This is a genomic window from Burkholderia sp. SRS-25 (assembly GCF_004343765.1).
GTDB classification, from domain to species: domain Bacteria; phylum Pseudomonadota; class Gammaproteobacteria; order Burkholderiales; family Burkholderiaceae; genus Burkholderia; species Burkholderia contaminans.
In genome coordinates this window covers 22,134-38,485 of sequence record NZ_PTXM01000027.1, presented here as the reverse complement: position 1 = coordinate 38,485, position 16,352 = coordinate 22,134, and the positions used below count along the sequence as shown (strand labels likewise).

Sequence of the window (16,352 nt, the reverse complement as noted above, 5' to 3'; positions counted from 1 at the left end):
CCGGGGAGGGCGGGATTCGGTGTGCGGAGGCGTTGGCAGGCTGCCCCGGCGGCGCGTCAGGGCGACCCGCCGCGGTGCCGCGCCGATGCCGACGCGGGCCGACGTGGCGCCGGCAGCAGGTCATGGGCGCGCCGTGTGTCGTGGCGCGCCGCAACGTCAGTGCGCGCCGGCGTAGATCCACTCGAGCAGCGAGTCATGCGCGGCGCGCGCGGCTTCCGCGTGATCGTTGTTGATGAAGCTCACGACGATGTAGCTCTGGCCGTCCGCACCGGCGACGTAGCCGGCGATCGCGCGCACGTCGCGCAGCGTGCCGGTCTTGATGTGCGCGTTGCCGAGCACGCCGGCGTTGGTGAGGCGGTTCTTCATCGTGCCGTCGATGCCGGCGATCGGCAGCGAATCGACGAAGGCCTGCGCGACGGGGCTCGCGTTCGCGGCCTGCAGCAGCGCGGCAAGCGACAGCGCGCTCACATGCTCTTCGCGCGACAGGCCCGAGCCGTTCTCGAGCACGAGGTCGGGCATCGCGATGCCGTTCTTCTGCAGGAACGCCTGGATCACGCGGCTCGACTGCTCGGGCGTCGCGGGCGGCTTGCCGCTGGCCGCGCCGATCGTCAGGAACAGGTTGCGCGCCATCACGTTGTTGCTGAACTTGTTGATGTCGTAGACGATGCTGCCGAGCACCGGGCTGTGATGCACGGCGAGGGGCCGCGCGGTGGTCGGTACCTTGCCCTCGCTCACCGGCCCCGCGATCGTGCCGCCGTCCTGCTGCCACAGCGCGAGGAAGCCGCGCGCGAAGAACGTCGTGTGATCGAGGATCGCGAGGCTGGTCGTGTGCGCGCCGCAGCGCAGCGGGTAGTCGCCCGCGAACGAGGCGGTCATGATCCCGCCGCCGGCCGTCAGCGTCGGGCGCGCGGCCGCGGCGGCCGCGCTGCACGAGCCCGTGCCCTCGACCAGCTGGTTGTCGATCGACAGGTCCGCGAGCGGCGGCAGCACGTCGACGGCCACCTTGCCGTCGTCGCCCGGCGTGACGGTGAACGACACGGCCTTGAATGCGTATAGCAGCGGGTCGGGGCCGACGTTGTACGGCGCGCTCGCGTCGTCGTCGAACGAAGGGAGATCGCGGGTCGAGGCCGCGAAGTAGCTCTTGTCGAGCACGAGGCCGCCGGCCACGCGCTTGACACCGGCCTTGCGGAGCTTGTCGACGAGATCGATCAGCTCTTCGGGCACGAGCTTCGGATCGCCGGTGCCCTTGATGTACAGGTTGCCCTGCAGCGTGCCGTCCGGGTCGATGGTGCCGTCCGTATAGGCGGTCGTGCGCCAGCGGTAGTCTGGGCCGAGGATCGACAGGCCCGAGAAGGTCGTCACGAGCTTCATCGTCGAGGCGGGCATCATCGGCCGGCTCGCATTCCACGCGATCAGCGGCTCCGGATCGCCGACGCGCTCGACGACGACGCTCATCGCCGACGCCGGCACCTTCGCGCGCTGCAACGCGACGAGCACGGACGCCGGCAGGCCGGCCGCGCGTGCGGCTGGCGATACGACCGTGGTCTTGCGTGCTTCCTTGCGGGATTTCTTGCCGGCCTGCGCGGCAGGCGCGAAGGCGAGGGCAGTACAGGTGGCGACGATGGCGGCCGCCTTCAGGCAGATGCGGGCGCGGGGGGCGAACCGGGTGGAGAGATCGGAAATCGGCATGGGCGAATACGGGAGAAGCACGACGTTCGGGCAGGGCGCGCGCGGCGCCAAAGCGCACATTGTAGAGACAAGTCCGGACAGCCCCCTTGCAATCCGCCTTTCTGTTGCATTGCATGGTGCCGCGCGCCCGGTTCGCGGCGCTACAATGGTCGGCGTGTTTGACTCGCCCCAAGGATGCCTGTCCCGATGCGGATTCTGCTTGTCGAAGATGATCGAATGATTGCCGAAGGCGTGCGCAAGGCGCTGCGCTCGGACGGCTTTGCGGTCGACTGGGTGCAGGACGGCGACGCTGCGCTGACGGCGCTCGGCGGCGAGACGTACGACCTGCTGCTGCTCGATCTCGGCCTGCCGAAGCGCGACGGCATCGACGTGCTGCGCACGCTGCGCGCACGCGGGCTCGCGCTGCCGGTGCTGATCGTCACCGCGCGCGATGCGGTGGCCGATCGCGTGAAGGGGCTCGACGCGGGCGCCGACGACTACCTCGTCAAGCCGTTCGACCTCGATGAACTGGGCGCGCGGATGCGCGCGCTGATCCGCCGCCAGGCCGGGCGTAGCGAATCGCTGATCCGCCACGGCGCGCTGACGCTCGATCCCGCTTCGCACCAGGTGACGCTCGACGGCGTGCCCGTCGCGCTGTCCGCGCGCGAGTTCGCGCTGCTCGAGGCGCTGCTCGCGCGGCCCGGCGCGGTGCTGTCGAAGAGCCAGCTGGAGGAGAAGATGTACGGGTGGGGCGAGGAGATCGGCAGCAACACCGTCGAGGTCTACATCCACGCGCTGCGCAAGAAGCTCGGTTCGGACCTGATCCGCAACGTGCGCGGGCTCGGCTACATGGTCGTCAAGGAAAGCTGACGCGTGCGGTCGATTCGTCATCAATTGCTGATCTGGCTGCTCGCGATCGTCGTCGCGGGCGTGGGCATCGCGGGCTGGCTCATCTACCGGCAGGCGCTCGCCGAGGCGAACGAACTGTTCGACTACCAGTTGCAGGAAATCGCCGCGGCGTTGCCGTCCGAGCCGTTCTCGCAGGTGTTCGGTTCGCGCACCAACGGCGAAGAAGGCATCGTGATCCAGATCTGGAACCGCAACGGCGTGCTGATGTACTTCTCGCATCCGCGTGCGCCGATCGCGCCGCGCGCGGAGCTCGGCTTCTCGACCGAACGCACCGATCGCGGCGAATGGCGCGTATACGGCGCGATCGTCGGCGACAACGTCGTGCAGCTCGCGCAGCCGCTGTCGGTGCGCAACCGGCTCGCCGCGAACGTCGCGCTGCGTACGCTGTGGCCGCTGATCGTGCTGTTGCCGTTCCTCGGCGCGGCCGTGTGGGTGATCGTCGGGCGCGGGCTCGCGCCGCTCGGTCGCGTGACGCGCGCGGTCGAGGCGCGCCGGCCGGAAGCGCTCGATCCGCTGCCCGATGCGCGCCTGCCGCTCGAGGTGCAGCCGCTCGTCCGGGCGCTGAACGGGCTGCTCGCGCGGCTGGCGGCCGCACTCGACACGCAGAAGGCTTTCGTGGCCGACGCCGCGCACGAACTGCGCACGCCGCTCGCGGCCGTGCAGATCCAGGCGCAGCTCGTCGCCCGCGCGAAGGACGACGCGTCGCGCCGCGAGGCGGTCGCGGATCTCCAGGATGGCGTGTCGCGTGCGACGCGCCTCACGGAGCAACTGCTTGCGCTCGCCCGCGCGGAACCGGATGGCGCGACGATGCGCGAGCCGGTCGACCTGCAGGCGCTGCTCGCCGAATGCGTGGCCGCGCTTGCGCCGCTCGCGCAACGGCACGACATCGATCTCGGCTTCGAGGAGACGCGCGCGGCGAGCGTCGTCGCCGACGTCGGCGCGCTGCGCGTGATGTTCGGCAACCTGCTCGACAACGCGGTGAAGTACACGCCGGACGGCGGCCGCATCGACGTGTCGCTGACCCGCGACGCGGCCGGCCGCGCGTGCGTGCAGATCGGCGACAGCGGGCCCGGCATCCCGGCCGACGAGCGCGAACGCGTATTCGACCGCTTCTACCGCGACAGCTCCGCGCGGGCGCGCACCGACGTGTCGGGCAGCGGGCTCGGGCTCGCGATCGTCAAGCGCGTGGCCGCGCAGCAGGGCGCGACGGTGTCGCTCGGCGACGCGGCCGCGGGCGGCCTGCTCGTCAGCGTCGTGTTCCGCGACGCCGAGATGCCGGCCGAGGCGCCGCAGCCGTCCGAATCCGTGTGAAGAACGCTCCCGGGCGGGCGCCGGCGGCCGCTTAAGCTCCGCTTAAGGCTGATTAAGCCTCCTTTAAGTCAGGGTCGTTACGCTGCGTCCTAACAAAGAGGAGGTCCTACGATGAACACCCGATTCCTTGCGCGCGGCGCCGTCGCAGTCGCCGTGGCGGCCGCCCTGTCCGCCGGCTATGTTGCCGGCACCCGCCGCGCCGATCCGCAGATCATCACGCCCGCGCAGGCCGCCGCACTGATGCCGGCCGAAGCGGCCGCGAAGACCGGCATCCCCGATTTCTCCGGGCTGGTCGAGACCTACGGCCCGGCGGTCGTGAACATCAGCGCGAAGCACGTCGTGAAGCAGGTGTCGCGGCGCGTGCCGCAGCCGCAGCTGCCGATCGACCCGAGCGATCCGTTCTACCAGTTCTTCAAGCACTTCTACGGCCAGGTACCGGGCATGGGCGGCGACGCGCAGCCGGACGACCAGCCGAGCGCGAGCCTCGGTTCCGGGTTCGTCATCAGCTCCGACGGGTACATCCTCACCAATGCGCACGTGATCGACGGCGCGAACGTCGTCACGGTCAAGCTGACCGACAAGCGCGAATACAAGGCGAAGGTCGTCGGCTCCGACAAGCAGTCCGACGTCGCGGTGCTGAAGATCGACGCGAGCGGCCTGCCGACCGTGAAGATCGGCGACCCGGCGCAGAGCAAGGTCGGACAGTGGGTCGTCGCGATCGGCTCGCCGTACGGCTTCGACAACACGGTCACGTCGGGCATCATCAGCGCGAAGTCGCGCGCGCTGCCGGACGAGAACTACACGCCGTTCATCCAGACCGACGTGCCGGTGAACCCCGGCAACTCGGGCGGCCCGCTGTTCAACCTGCAGGGCGAGGTGATCGGCATCAACTCGATGATCTACTCGCAGACGGGCGGCTTCCAGGGCCTGTCGTTCGCGATTCCGATCAACGAGGCGATCAAGGTGAAGGACGAGCTCGTGAAGACGGGCCACGTGAGCCGCGGCCGCCTCGGCGTTGCCGTGCAGGGGCTGAACCAGACGCTCGCGAGCTCGTTCGGACTGCAGAAGCCGGACGGCGCGCTCGTCAGCTCGGTCGACGCGAACGGGCCGGCCGCGAAGGCCGGCCTGCAGCCGGGTGACGTGATCCTGTCGGTCAACGGCTCGCCGGTCGCCGATTCGACGTCGCTGCCCGCGCAGATCGCGAACCTGAAGCCGGGTTCGAAGGCCGACCTGCAGATCTGGCGCGACAAGTCGAAGAAGTCGATCAGCGTGACGCTCGGCGCGATGGCCGACGCGAAGCTCGCGTCGAACGACGGCGGGCCGGTCGAGCAGGGGCGTCTGGGTGTCGCGGTGCGTCCGCTGTCGCCGCAGGAGCGCAGTGCCAGCAACCTGTCGCACGGCCTGATCGTGCAGCAGGCCGGCGGGCCTGCGGCCAACGCGGGCATCCAGCCCGGCGACGTGATCCTCGCGGTCAACGGCCGTCCGGTCACGAGCCCCGAGCAGTTGCGCGACGCGGTCAAGGGTGCGGGCAACAGTCTTGCTCTACTGATCCAGCGCGATAATGCACAGATCTTCGTGCCGGTCGACCTGAGCTGACCGGCCACGGCCGACGGCCGGCCAGGCCGGCCGCGGCGGGCGCCGCCGCCGTTCGGAATGTGAGACGCGGCGCCCTGTATGTGTTCCGACCCCAAGGAGAGAGCCATGCAATATCTACGCAACGTGTCCCGATTTGCCGTCGCCGCGGCGCTGGCCGCCGGCCTCGCAGCCGGAGCGACCGGCGCGTACGCGCAGTCGGACGGCTTGCCCGCCGCGCGCCAGCAGGGCGACGTCACCTTCGTGTCCGGCGGCGTCGGGCTGGACGAATCGACGGCGTTCCAGCGCAACGAGCCGAATTGGCCGCTGGCGCTGCGGTTCACCGGCAAGGGCGGCGAGTTCCTGGCCGACGTCCATGTGCGGATCGTCGACGGCAAGGGTACCGAAGTGCTGAAGACCGACGCGCGCGGGCCGTACATGCTCGTGAAGGTGCCGCCGGGCCGCTATACGGTGCAGGCGTCGTACCAGGGCAACGAGGAATCCCACGCCGTCACGGTCGGCACGAAGGGCGGCGCGAAAACCGCCTTCCAGTGGAGCGCGCAGTAGCCCGCCGCGCGCGGCCCCGGCCGGGGTTGCGCATTCGGCTGCGGTTTCGCCCATAATGAAAGCCACGGCACTCGTGCCGTGGCTTTTTCGTTTCCTGAGCCCTGCTTGGCCTGGCCGCCCCAAGGAGAAACGATGTCCGACGCAGCTGACCCTCGCCTCGAAATCGTGCCGAACCGCCATCGCGTGCGTGTGATCCATCGCGGCATCACGTATGCCGATTCGCACGGCGCGCTGACCGTGCGCGAAACGGGTCTGCCGGACACCCACTACCTGCCGCGCGGCGACGTCAACATGCGCCGGCTCGTGAAATCAGGCGTCACGTCGACCTCCCCGTTCAGGGGCGAGGCCGTGCACTTCGACTTGCAGACCGAAGACGGCGTGATCGAGAACGCCGCATGGAGTTACGAGGAACCGAACGAGGCCGCGTCGGCGCTTGCGCACTACGTTGCCTTCGACGCTGCACGGATCGACAGTCTCGTCGAGACGTCCTGATGCGGCGCGTGTTCATCGGGGAGGCGTCATGGAACTGAACGACACATTGCGCATACCGCTTGCCCCGCCCGTCGTGCGGGAGGCATTCGAGGATCTCGCGTTGCTGCGCGCGAGCTTCGAGCATTGCGAATCCTTCGAGAAGCTTGCGCCTGGCGCGTTTGCGCTGACGATCACGGTGCCGCTCGGCCCGCTGCGCGCCCGCTACGACGTGCGTGCGCATGCGGCCGCCGAGCAGGGCGACGCGGAAGGGCAGCCGCGCCGCGTGCTCAACTTCAAGGCGCGGGCCGACGGCCTCGGCGCGCTGCGCGGCCAGGTCGAACTCGTGCTGATGCCGGATGACGACGCGAACGCCACGCGCATCGAGTACGTGGTCTGGGCGACGGCGAGCGGCCCGCTCACCGAGCTGCCGGGGCGGCAGATCGAAAACACGCTGCGCGAATGGACCGACGATTTCTTCCGTGAATTCTGCGAGGTCGTGCAGGCGAAGCACGGGCTTGCACCGAATCGCGCGCGCTCGGCCGCGCCACGGCGCCAGCACGTGTTCCTGCGGCCGGCGTCGCTGGTGGCCGCGACGAAGCGTGCGCTGCCGCCGCATCTTGGCAGCGCGCTGACCGGGCGTGCCGCCGGCGCGCTCCCGCATCGCGGTGCCGGCACGGTGCCCGTGTGGGCGTGGGCCGCGATGATCGTCTTCGTCGCGCTGCTGCTTTACGCGGCGCGCTGGTTCAACGGCGGCTGAGCGGCCGGCCGGTTCCGCTGCGCGGCCTGCTCGCCGCGCGCGTTACCGCGCGACATCGGCGCCGGCTCCGGCGCCGCGAAATTCCCTTCGATATGCCGACGGCGACGTGCCGAGCGTGCCCGCGAAATGCTGGCGCAGCGACACGCTCGACCCGTAGCCGGCCGCCTGCGCGATCGCATCGATCGATTGCCCGGTGGTTTCCAGCAGATGCTGCGCACGCGCGAGCCGCTCGGCCTGCAGCCACGCGGTGACGGTCGTGCCGGTCGCCTGCCGGAAGTGGCGCGTGAACGTGCGTCGGCTCATCAGCACGCGTTCGGCGAGCGAATCGACGCTGTGTGTGGCGTCGAGGTGGGCGCGCACCCAGTCGAGCAGGCCCGCGAGCCGCGCATCGCGCGGGTGCGCGGCGACCGGCTGCGGCACGTATTGCGCCTGCCCGCCCTGCCGGTGCGGCGGGATCACGAGGCGGCGCGCGATCTGGTTCGCGGCGTCCGAGCCGAAGCGCAGCCGGACGACGTGCAGGCAGCAGTCGAGCCCGGCGGCCGTGCCGGCCGATGTCATCAGGTTGCCGTCGTCCACGTACAGCACGCCCGGATCGAGCTTCACGCGCGGAAAGCGTTGTGCGAAGTCGTCGGCCCACGCCCAGTGCGTGGTGGCCGGGCGGCCGTCGAGCAGGCCGGCCGCGGCGAGCACGTAGGCGCCGAGGCACAGCCCGACGAGCTGCGCGCCACGCGCGGCGGCCGCGCGGACGGCGTCGAGCAGCACGTCGGGCGGCGCTTCGTCCGGGTCGCGCCATGCCGGCACGATGACGATGTCCGCATCGTCGAGCCCGTCGAGCCCGTACGGCGCGGTGATGGTGAAGCCGCCCGTCGTCGACAGCGGGCCACGTTCGGCCGAGCAGACGCGGAACTCGAACGCGGGCGAGGCGGCCGCGTCGCGTTCCTTGCCGAACACGACCGATGGCACCGAGAGATGGAACGGACTGATGCCGTCATACGCGATCACGGCTACGACGGTCGGAGCAGGCTGGGCGGTCCGGATGGACGAAGCGACGGCGGTCATGGCGGGCTCCGGAATGGCGATGGCCCGATTCTATCGAAGAATGACTATCGGGCCACTGTCCCCGCGAACGATGCGCGCCGACAATGCATCGCATCGCATCGCATCGCATCGCATCGCGCCGCTGGCCGTCCCGTTCCGGGGCGGGGCCGCGCCCCCGGACCAGGAGCCCGCCATGTCGAACGCCGTCCCGCATTCCGCTTCCCAAGCCGTTTCCCGTCGCGCACTGATCGTGATCGACGTCCAGAACGAATACGTGACGGGCAACCTGCCGATCGAATATCCGCCGCTCGACGTGTCACTCGCGAACATCGGCCGCGCGATCGACGCCGCGCACGCGGCCGGCGTGCCGGTGATCGTCGTCCAGCACGTCGCACCGGCCGGCGCGCCGATCTTCGCGCCCGGCTCCGACGGCGTCGCGCTGCACGCGGTCGTCGCCGGCCGGCCGTATGCGCACCTGATCGAGAAGAGGCAGGCAAGCTCGTTCGCCGGTACCGACCTCGCTGCGTGGCTCGACGCGCACGGGATCGACACGCTCGCGGTGGCCGGCTACATGACGCACAACTGCAATGCGTCGACGGTCTACCACGCGGCGCACGCGGGGCTGAATGTCGAGTACCTCAATGACGCGACGGGCACGCTGCCGTACGAGAACGAAGCGGGCGCGGCGAGCGCCGAGGAGATTCACCGCGCGTACTCGGTGGTGTTCCAGTCGAATTTCGCGGCCGTGATGTCGACCGACGCGTGGATCGCGGGACTGGCCGGTGCGCCGATGCCGAAGCGCGATTCGGTCGCCGCGTCGAACCGGCGGGCCCGCGCGCAGCGCGCGAAGGCGGCCTGAAACGGGAGGGAGATGGGGGGCGCGGGCAGTGCGTTGTCGAGGTGGCGCGCCGCCCGATGAAACAAACAACACCGCAGGCGACCGCTCGTCGCGCGGTCAGTCACCGTCCTTCAGCATCGCCGGGCTGTAGCGCAGCATGTCGAAACAGCCGTCGACGAGCTTTTCCGCATGCTGCTCGGCGTCGATCTCGTCGGGCAGCATCAGCATGTCGCGCACGAAACCGCTGACGAGCGTGTGCAGCATCAGCGTCGCGCGCCAGGTATCGAGCCGCTCGGGCAGCAGCTTGAGCCGCACGGCCCCCGCGAGATCGGCGTCGATCGCGTGCAGCGCCTCGCTCATCCCCGCGCGGTTGCGCTGGAGCAGCGGCTCCAGATCCGCGACGTACTCGCACTTCATGAACAGGATGCTGAACACGCGGCGCAACTGCGCGTCGCGCTGCACGCCGAGCAGGCACCAGATCAGGATCTGCCGGATCTTCTCGAGCGGATTGCCGCCAGGCGCGTCGAGCGGCATTCGCTTCAGCTCGTCGATCGGCAGAAACACGCGGTCGAACATCGCGTCGAACAGTTCGCTCTTGTTCGCGAAATGCCAATAGATCGCACCGCGCGTCACGCCGGCATGCTGGGCGATGTCCGCGAGCGACGTGTGCGACACGCCCTTCTCGAAGAACACGTGTTCGGCGGCGTCGAGAATGCGATTGCGCGTCTCGAGCGCCTCCTCCTTGGTACGTCTGACCATGTGCAGGCCTGATTGGAATGATCGTAGGTGAATATAGGGTCTGCAACCCTCGGCGCAGTCATATAGACTGGCTATGCTTGCGGTTGGTAACAATCTGTAAGACTGGACAGCAGGCGAGGCACAACCGGGCTTTTTACATACATTCATGAATGTATATACAATACCACCCTACGATCGAATGACCCAAGTGGCAATCAGTTAATATCCCACTCTGCTGATTCCCGCCAAAGTAACAGTCCGCAGTGCGGGGCAACCTGTCGGCACGGAGGTTTCGTGCCGCTTGCTGTATCTAGCAGTCCAGTATTTCAGGTGTTCGATCTGCGCCGTGAGGCGCATCCGTGTTGCGCTCCCTCCGGTCGGGTGCGGCACTTATTCCATTGGTTATACACAGAGGTCGCTCCATGCGCGTCGAACGGGTTCCATACCGCTTAATCACTGTCGCGACGGCCGCCGTTTTCCTGGCCGCGTGCGGGAAAAAAGAATCGGCACCGCCGCCGCAAACGCCGGAAGTCGGCGTCGTCACCGTCCAACCGCAAGCCGTACCGGTCTTCAGCGAACTGCCGGGCCGCACCAGCGCATTCCTCGTCGCGCAGGTGCGCGCACGGGTCGACGGCATCGTGCTGCGCCGTGAATTCACCGAAGGCACCGACGTCAAGGCCGGCCAGCGTCTGTACAAGATCGATCCGGCGCCGTACGTCGCCGCATTGAACAGTGCGAAGGCAACGCTCGCGAAGGCGCAGGCGAACCTCGTCACGCAGAACGCACTGGTCGCGCGCTACAAGGTGCTGGTGGCCGCGAACGCGGTCAGCAAGCAGGACTACGACAACGCAGTGGCCACGCAAGGGCAGGCCGCGGCCGACGTCGCAGCCGGCAAGGCGGCGGTCGATACCGCGCAGATCAACCTCGGCTATACCGACGTCGTGTCGCCGATCACCGGCCGCGTCGGCATCTCGCAAGTGACGCCGGGCGCATACGTGCAGGCGAGCCAGGCGACGCTGATGTCGACGGTGCAGCAGCTCGATCCGGTGTACGTCGACCTCACGCAGTCGAGCCTCGAAGGCCTGAAGCTGCGTCAGGACGTGCAGAGCGGCCGCCTGAAGACGAGCGGCCCGGGCGCCGCGAAGGTGTCGCTGATCCTGGAAGACGGCAAGACCTATTCGGAAGCCGGCAAGCTGCAGTTCTCGGACGTGACGGTCGACCAGGCCACCGGTTCGGTGACGATCCGCGCGGTGTTCCCGAACCCGGGCCGCGTGCTGCTGCCGGGCATGTTCGTGCGCGCACGGATCGAGGAAGGCGTGAACGAGAACGCGTTCCTGGTGCCGCAGATCGGCGTCACGCATGACCAGAAGGGCCAGGCGATCGCGATGGTGGTGAACGCCAGCAACAAGGTCGAGCCGCGTCCGCTGAAGACCACCGGTATGCAGGGCCCGAACTGGATCGTCGAAGGCGGTCTGCAAGCGGGCGACCACGTGATCGTGCAGGGCGGCGAGAAGGTGCGCCCGGGTGCGACCGTGAAGTCGGTACCGGCACAGCTCGCACCGGCGGCCGGAGCCGCATCGGGCGCCGCCGCCACCGCCGCACCGGCTGCCGCCGGTTCCGGCGCCGCTGCCGCTTCCGGTGCTGCCGCATCGGGCGCCGCGCCGGCGAGTGCTGCCGCTGCTTCGAGCGCGCAATAACAGGGAGCCTGTTTCATGGCAAAGTTTTTTATCGATCGCCCGATCTTCGCGTGGGTGATCGCCATCATCCTGATGCTGGCCGGGGTTGCGGCGATCTTCACGCTGCCGATCTCGCAGTATCCGACGATCGCGCCGCCCTCGATCCAGATCACCGCGAACTACCCGGGTGCGTCCGCCAAGACGGTGGAAGACACGGTGACGCAGGTGATCGAGCAGCAGATGAGCGGTCTCGACAACTTCCTGTACATGTCGTCGACCAGTGACGACTCGGGCAACGCGACGATCACGCTGACCTTCGCGCCGGGCACCAACGCCGACATCGCGCAGGTCCAGGTGCAGAACAAGCTGTCGCTCGCGACGCCGATTCTGCCGCAGGTCGTGCAGCAGCTCGGCCTCTCGGTGACGAAGTCGAGCAGCAGCTTCCTGCTGGTGCTCGCCTTCAACTCCGAAGACGGCAGCATGAACAAGTACGACCTCGCGAACTTCGTGGCGTCGCACGTGAAGGACCCGATCAGCCGGTTGAACGGCGTCGGTACCGTCACGCTGTTCGGCTCGCAGTACGCGATGCGGGTCTGGCTCGATGCGACCCGGCTGACGAACTACGGCCTCACGCCGGTCGACGTGTCGACCGCGATCTCCGCACAGAACGTGCAGATCGCAGGCGGCCAGATCGGCGGCACGCCGTCCACGCCGGGCACGATGCTGCAGGCGACGATCACCGAATCGACGCTGCTGCAGACGCCCGAGCAGTTCGGCAACATCCTGCTGAAGGTCAACCAGGACGGCTCGCAGGTTCGCCTGAAGGATGTCGCGAAGCTCGAACTCGGCGGCGAAAACTACAACTTCGACACGAAGTACAACGGTCAGCCGACCGCGGCGCTCGGTATCCAGCTCGCGACCAACGCGAACGCGCTGGCGACCGCGAAGGCCGTGCGCGCGAAGATCGACGAACTGGCGCCGTTCTTCCCGCACGGCCTCGTCGTGAAGTACCCGTACGACACGACGCCGTTCGTGAAGCTGTCGATCGAGGAAGTGGTCAAGACGCTGCTCGAAGGTATCGTGCTCGTGTTCCTCGTGATGTACCTGTTCCTGCAGAACCTGCGGGCGACGATCATCCCGACGATCGCGGTGCCGGTGGTGTTGCTCGGCACGTTCGCGATCATGTCGATGGTGGGCTTCTCGATCAACACGCTGTCGATGTTCGGCCTCGTGCTCGCCATCGGCCTGCTGGTCGACGATGCGATCGTGGTCGTGGAGAACGTCGAGCGGGTGATGGCGGAAGAGGGCCTGTCACCGAAGGAGGCGACCCGCAAGGCGATGGGCCAGATCACCGGCGCACTCGTCGGTGTGGCGCTCGTGCTGTCGGCGGTGTTCGTGCCGGTGGCGTTCTCGGGCGGCTCGGTCGGTGCGATCTATCGTCAGTTCTCGCTGACGATCGTGTCGGCGATGGTGCTGTCGGTGCTCGTCGCGTTGATTCTGACGCCGGCATTGTGCGCGACGATCCTCAAGCCGATCCCGCAAGGCCATCACGAAGAGAAGAAGGGCTTCTTCGGCTGGTTCAACCGCACGTTCAACAACAGCCGCGACAAGTATCACGTCGGCGTGCACCACGTGATCAAGCGCTCGGGCCGCTGGCTCATCATCTACCTGGTCGTGATCGTCGCGGTCGGCCTGCTGTTCGTGCGCCTGCCGAAGTCGTTCCTGCCGGATGAAGACCAGGGCCTGATGTTCGTGATCGTGCAGACGCCGTCGGGCTCGACGCAGGAAACGACCGCGAAGACGCTCGCGAACATTTCCGATTACCTGTTGAAGGACGAGAAGGAAATCGTCGAATCGGCGTTCACCGTCAACGGCTTCAGCTTCGCCGGCCGCGGCCAGAACTCCGGTCTCGTGTTCGTTCGCCTGAAGGACTACTCGCAGCGTCAGCATGCGAACCAGAAGGTGCAGGCGCTGATCGGCCGGATGTTCGGGCGCTACGCGGGCTACAAGGACGCGATCGTGATCCCGTTCAACCCGCCGTCGATTCCCGAACTCGGCACCGCTGCCGGCTTCGACTTCGAGCTGACGGACAACGCAGGTCTCGGCCACGATGCGCTGATGGCCGCGCGTAACCAGCTGCTCGGGATGGCCTCGAAGGATCCGACGCTGCAGGGTGTGCGTCCGAACGGCCTGAACGATACGCCGCAGTACAAGGTCGACATCGATCGCGAAAAGGCGAACGCGCTCGGCGTGACGGCGGATGCGATCGACCAGACGTTCTCGATCGCCTGGGCGTCGAAGTACGTGAACAACTTCCTGGATACCGATGGCCGGATCAAGAAGGTCTACGTGCAGGCAGACGCACCGTTCCGGATGACGCCGGAAGACCTGAACATCTGGTACGTGCGCAACGGGTCGGGCGGGATGGTGCCGTTCAGTTCGTTCGCGACCGGTCACTGGACGTACGGTTCGCCGAAGCTCGAGCGCTACAACGGCGTGTCAGCGATGGAAATCCAGGGCCAGGCCGCACCGGGCAAGTCGACCGGTCAGGCGATGGCGGCGATGGAACAGATCGCGAAGAAGCTGCCGGTCGGTATCGGCTATTCGTGGACCGGCCTGTCGTTCCAGGAAATCCAGTCCGGTTCGCAGGCGCCGATCCTGTACGCGATCTCGATCCTCGTCGTGTTCCTGTGTCTCGCGGCGCTGTATGAAAGCTGGTCGATCCCGTTCTCGGTGATCATGGTGGTGCCGCTCGGCGTGATCGGTGCACTGCTCGCGGCAACGATGCGCGGCCTCGAGAACGACGTGTTCTTCCAGGTCGGCCTGCTGACCACCGTGGGCTTGTCCGCGAAGAACGCGATCCTGATCGTGGAGTTCGCGCGCGAACTGCAGATGACGGAGAAGATGGGGCCGATCGAGGCCGCGCTGGAAGCGGCGCGCCTGCGGCTGCGTCCGATCCTGATGACGTCGCTCGCGTTCATTCTCGGCGTGATGCCGCTCGCGATCAGCAACGGCGCGGGTTCGGCCAGCCAGCACGCGATCGGTACGGGCGTGATCGGCGGGATGATCACGGCGACGTTCCTCGCGATCTTCATGATCCCGATGTTCTTCGTGAAGATCCGTGCGATCTTCAGCGGCGAGAAGGAAGACGTCGACGAGGCGCTGCGCCTGGCTCAGGAGCACTCGCACCACGAAGAGAAGCCGGGCAACGGCGACGAAGGCAACAAGGGACAGTGATGATGCAAAAACACGCTTTGACTGCAATCGCGGTCGCGCTCTTTGCCACGGGCTGCACGATGGCGCCGCATTACAAGCGGCCCGATGCGCCCGTCGCGCAGGCGTACCCGGCCGGCGGCGTCTACGCGACGCAGCCGGGTGCGGCCGGCGCGCGCAGCGCGAACGGGCAAGCTGCGACCGCCATCGGCTGGCGCGAGTTCTTCGTCGACCCGCGCCTGCAGCGGCTGATCGAGATCGCGCTGAACAACAACCGCGACCTGCGCGTGGCAGTGCTGAACATCGAGGCCGCGCGTGCGCAGTACCAGATCACGCGCGCGGGGTTGTTCCCGACGCTCGACGGTACGGGCACGGGCAGCATCCAGCGCGTGCCGCAGGGTCTTTCGCAGACCGGTGCGCCGTACATCTCGCGCGCCTACAACGTCGGCCTGTCCGCGTCGTGGGAGCTCGACCTGTTCGGCCGCGTGCAGAGCCTGAAGGACCAGGCGCTCGCGCAGTACCTGTCGACGTCGTATGCACGGCAGGCGTCGGAGATCTCGCTGGTATCGCAGGTGGCGGACCAGTACCTGACGCTGCTGTCGACCGACGATCTGTTGAAGGTCACGGAGAACACGCTGAAGACCGCGCAGGCGTCGTACGACCTGACCAAGCTGCAGTTCGACAACGGCACGGGCTCCGAGCTCGAGCTGCGTCAGGCGCAGACGGTGGTCGAGACGGCGCTCGCGAACCAGCAGGCGCAGGCGCGTGCACGCGCGCAGGCGTTGAATGCGCTGGTGCTGCTGATCGGCGAGCCGCTGCCGGACGATCTGCCGGCGGGCAGGCCGCTCGACGCGCAGAACCTGCTGACGGACGTGCCCGCTGGCCTGCCGTCGGATTTGCTGACGCGTCGTCCGGACGTGATGCAGGCCGAGCAGACGCTGCTGGCCGCGAACGCGAACATCGGTGCGGCCCGCGCGGCGTTCTTCCCGAAGATCTCGCTGACGGGTGCGTTCGGCACCGGCAGCCCGACGCTGGGTGGCCTGTTCAAGGCCGGCACGGCCGCATGGTCGTTCGCGCCGCAGATCACGATGCCGATCTTCGAAGGCGGTCAGAACATTGCGAACCTGAACCTCGCGCACGTGCAGAAGCGCATCGAGATCGCGAACTACGAGAAGGCGATCCAGTCGGCATTCCGCGAAGTGTCGGATGGCTTGGCCGCACGCGGCACGTACGACCAGCAGATCGCGGCGCTCGAGCGCAACGAGCATGCGCAGCAGCGTCGCTTCGACCTGTCGGACCTGCGTTACAAGAACGGTGTCGACAGCTACCTGTCGGTGCTGACCGCACAGACGGACCTGTACTCGGCGCAGCAATCGCTGATCAGCGCACGTCTGGCACGCTGGACCAATCTGGTCGACTTGTACCGTGCCCTTGGCGGCGGCTGGATCCAGCGCGCAGGCGAAACGCCGCGTGCGCCGGATACGCCGGTCGACTACGACAAGGCGGCTGCTCCGGCGCCTGCGTCGGCAACGGCGACGAACGGGTAAGCGCAAGGAGGGGCAGGCGCGGTTTCGATCGCGCTTGTCCTTCGAAC

13 protein-coding genes are annotated in these 16,352 nt (G+C 67.9%); 10 read left to right on the top strand and 3 right to left on the bottom strand.

The annotated features are described in order from the left end of the window. Positions 1-156: 156 nt before the first annotated feature. Entirely contained in the window at positions 157-1,689 is a 1,533-nt protein-coding gene (gene dacB / locus C5O79_RS32340) for a D-alanyl-D-alanine carboxypeptidase/D-alanyl-D-alanine-endopeptidase (protein ID WP_122474293.1), read from the bottom strand. 186 nt (positions 1,690-1,875) lie between these two features. On the opposite strand from dacB, the gene C5O79_RS32335 reads away from it, so the two are divergent. The 6 genes from C5O79_RS32335 (at position 1,876) to C5O79_RS32310 (ending at position 7,255) form a co-directional block, all read left to right on the top strand. Then, positions 1,876-2,538 (top strand): response regulator, encoded by a 663-nt coding sequence (locus C5O79_RS32335; RefSeq protein ID WP_039360640.1) that lies wholly within the window; start codon positions 1,876-1,878, stop codon positions 2,536-2,538. Between the two features lie 3 nt (positions 2,539-2,541). After that, on the top strand, positions 2,542-3,888 hold the full coding sequence (locus tag C5O79_RS32330; protein ID WP_046544515.1) for an ATP-binding protein: 1,347 nt from the start codon (positions 2,542-2,544) through the stop codon (positions 3,886-3,888). A gap of 111 nt (positions 3,889-3,999) precedes the next feature. Beyond that, positions 4,000-5,484, top strand: coding sequence for a DegQ family serine endoprotease (locus C5O79_RS32325; protein ID WP_046544516.1), 1,485 nt, complete (start codon positions 4,000-4,002; stop codon positions 5,482-5,484). Positions 5,485-5,589: 105 nt separating this feature from the next. Continuing rightward, on the top strand, positions 5,590-6,027 hold the full coding sequence (locus C5O79_RS32320; RefSeq protein ID WP_046544517.1) for a carboxypeptidase-like regulatory domain-containing protein: 438 nt from the start codon (positions 5,590-5,592) through the stop codon (positions 6,025-6,027). 132 nt (positions 6,028-6,159) lie between these two features. Next, complete coding sequence (locus tag C5O79_RS32315) at positions 6,160-6,519, top strand: DUF427 domain-containing protein (protein WP_046544518.1); 360 nt, start codon at positions 6,160-6,162, stop codon at positions 6,517-6,519. Positions 6,520-6,547: 28 nt separating this feature from the next. Beyond that, positions 6,548-7,255 carry an SRPBCC domain-containing protein gene (locus C5O79_RS32310; RefSeq protein WP_046544519.1) on the top strand — a complete coding sequence of 236 codons (708 nt, stop codon included), beginning with the start codon at positions 6,548-6,550 and terminating at the stop codon, positions 7,253-7,255. A 42-nt stretch (positions 7,256-7,297) separates the two neighbouring features. Here the strand turns inward: C5O79_RS32310 and C5O79_RS32305 are convergent, their stop codons facing one another. Next, positions 7,298-8,314, bottom strand: a complete 1,017-nt coding sequence (locus C5O79_RS32305) for a helix-turn-helix domain-containing protein (protein WP_122474292.1) — start codon at positions 8,312-8,314, stop codon at positions 7,298-7,300. A gap of 172 nt (positions 8,315-8,486) precedes the next feature. Here C5O79_RS32305 and C5O79_RS32300 point away from each other — a divergent pair, with 172 nt between their 5' ends. After that, complete coding sequence (locus C5O79_RS32300) at positions 8,487-9,152, top strand: cysteine hydrolase family protein (protein WP_047852164.1); 666 nt, start codon at positions 8,487-8,489, stop codon at positions 9,150-9,152. Positions 9,153-9,248: 96 nt separating this feature from the next. Here the strand turns inward: C5O79_RS32300 and C5O79_RS32295 are convergent, their stop codons facing one another. After that, entirely contained in the window at positions 9,249-9,890 is a 642-nt protein-coding gene (locus C5O79_RS32295) for a TetR family transcriptional regulator (RefSeq protein WP_011353051.1), read from the bottom strand. Positions 9,891-10,291: 401 nt separating this feature from the next. On the opposite strand from C5O79_RS32295, the gene C5O79_RS32290 reads away from it, so the two are divergent. From C5O79_RS32290 to C5O79_RS32280, 3 genes are read left to right on the top strand one after another with little or no spacing between them, the layout of a single operon-like run. After that, positions 10,292-11,566, top strand: a complete 1,275-nt coding sequence (locus C5O79_RS32290) for an efflux RND transporter periplasmic adaptor subunit (protein ID WP_046544521.1) — start codon at positions 10,292-10,294, stop codon at positions 11,564-11,566. A 15-nt stretch (positions 11,567-11,581) separates the two neighbouring features. Next, positions 11,582-14,782 carry an efflux RND transporter permease BpeB gene (gene bpeB / locus C5O79_RS32285; RefSeq protein ID WP_039368427.1) on the top strand — a complete coding sequence of 1,067 codons (3,201 nt, stop codon included), beginning with the start codon at positions 11,582-11,584 and terminating at the stop codon, positions 14,780-14,782. Continuing rightward, entirely contained in the window at positions 14,782-16,305 is a 1,524-nt protein-coding gene (locus tag C5O79_RS32280) for an efflux transporter outer membrane subunit (protein ID WP_122474291.1), read from the top strand. Before bpeB ends, C5O79_RS32280 begins: the two co-directional genes overlap by 1 nt. Positions 16,306-16,352 lie beyond the last annotated feature (47 nt).

Bases quoted from the DNA above. Each gene is read 5' to 3' on its own strand.
- C5O79_RS32335 (WP_039360640.1), top strand. From the start codon at position 1,876: ATGCGGATTCTGCTTGTCGAAGATGATCGAATGATTGCCGAAGGCGTG.
- bpeB (WP_039368427.1), top strand. From the start codon at position 11,582: ATGGCAAAGTTTTTTATCGATCGCCCGATCTTCGCGTGGGTGATCGCC.
- C5O79_RS32320 (WP_046544517.1), top strand. From the start codon at position 5,590: ATGCAATATCTACGCAACGTGTCCCGATTTGCCGTCGCCGCGGCGCTG.
- C5O79_RS32290 (WP_046544521.1), top strand. From the start codon at position 10,292: ATGCGCGTCGAACGGGTTCCATACCGCTTAATCACTGTCGCGACGGCC.
- C5O79_RS32305 (WP_122474292.1), bottom strand. From the start codon at position 8,314: ATGACCGCCGTCGCTTCGTCCATCCGGACCGCCCAGCCTGCTCCGACC.
- C5O79_RS32315 (WP_046544518.1), top strand. From the start codon at position 6,160: ATGTCCGACGCAGCTGACCCTCGCCTCGAAATCGTGCCGAACCGCCAT.
- C5O79_RS32325 (WP_046544516.1), top strand. From the start codon at position 4,000: ATGAACACCCGATTCCTTGCGCGCGGCGCCGTCGCAGTCGCCGTGGCG.
- dacB (WP_122474293.1), bottom strand. From the start codon at position 1,689: ATGCCGATTTCCGATCTCTCCACCCGGTTCGCCCCCCGCGCCCGCATC.
- C5O79_RS32280 (WP_122474291.1), top strand. From the start codon at position 14,782: ATGATGCAAAAACACGCTTTGACTGCAATCGCGGTCGCGCTCTTTGCC.
- C5O79_RS32300 (WP_047852164.1), top strand. From the start codon at position 8,487: ATGTCGAACGCCGTCCCGCATTCCGCTTCCCAAGCCGTTTCCCGTCGC.
- C5O79_RS32310 (WP_046544519.1), top strand. From the start codon at position 6,548: ATGGAACTGAACGACACATTGCGCATACCGCTTGCCCCGCCCGTCGTG.
- C5O79_RS32295 (WP_011353051.1), bottom strand. From the start codon at position 9,890: ATGGTCAGACGTACCAAGGAGGAGGCGCTCGAGACGCGCAATCGCATT.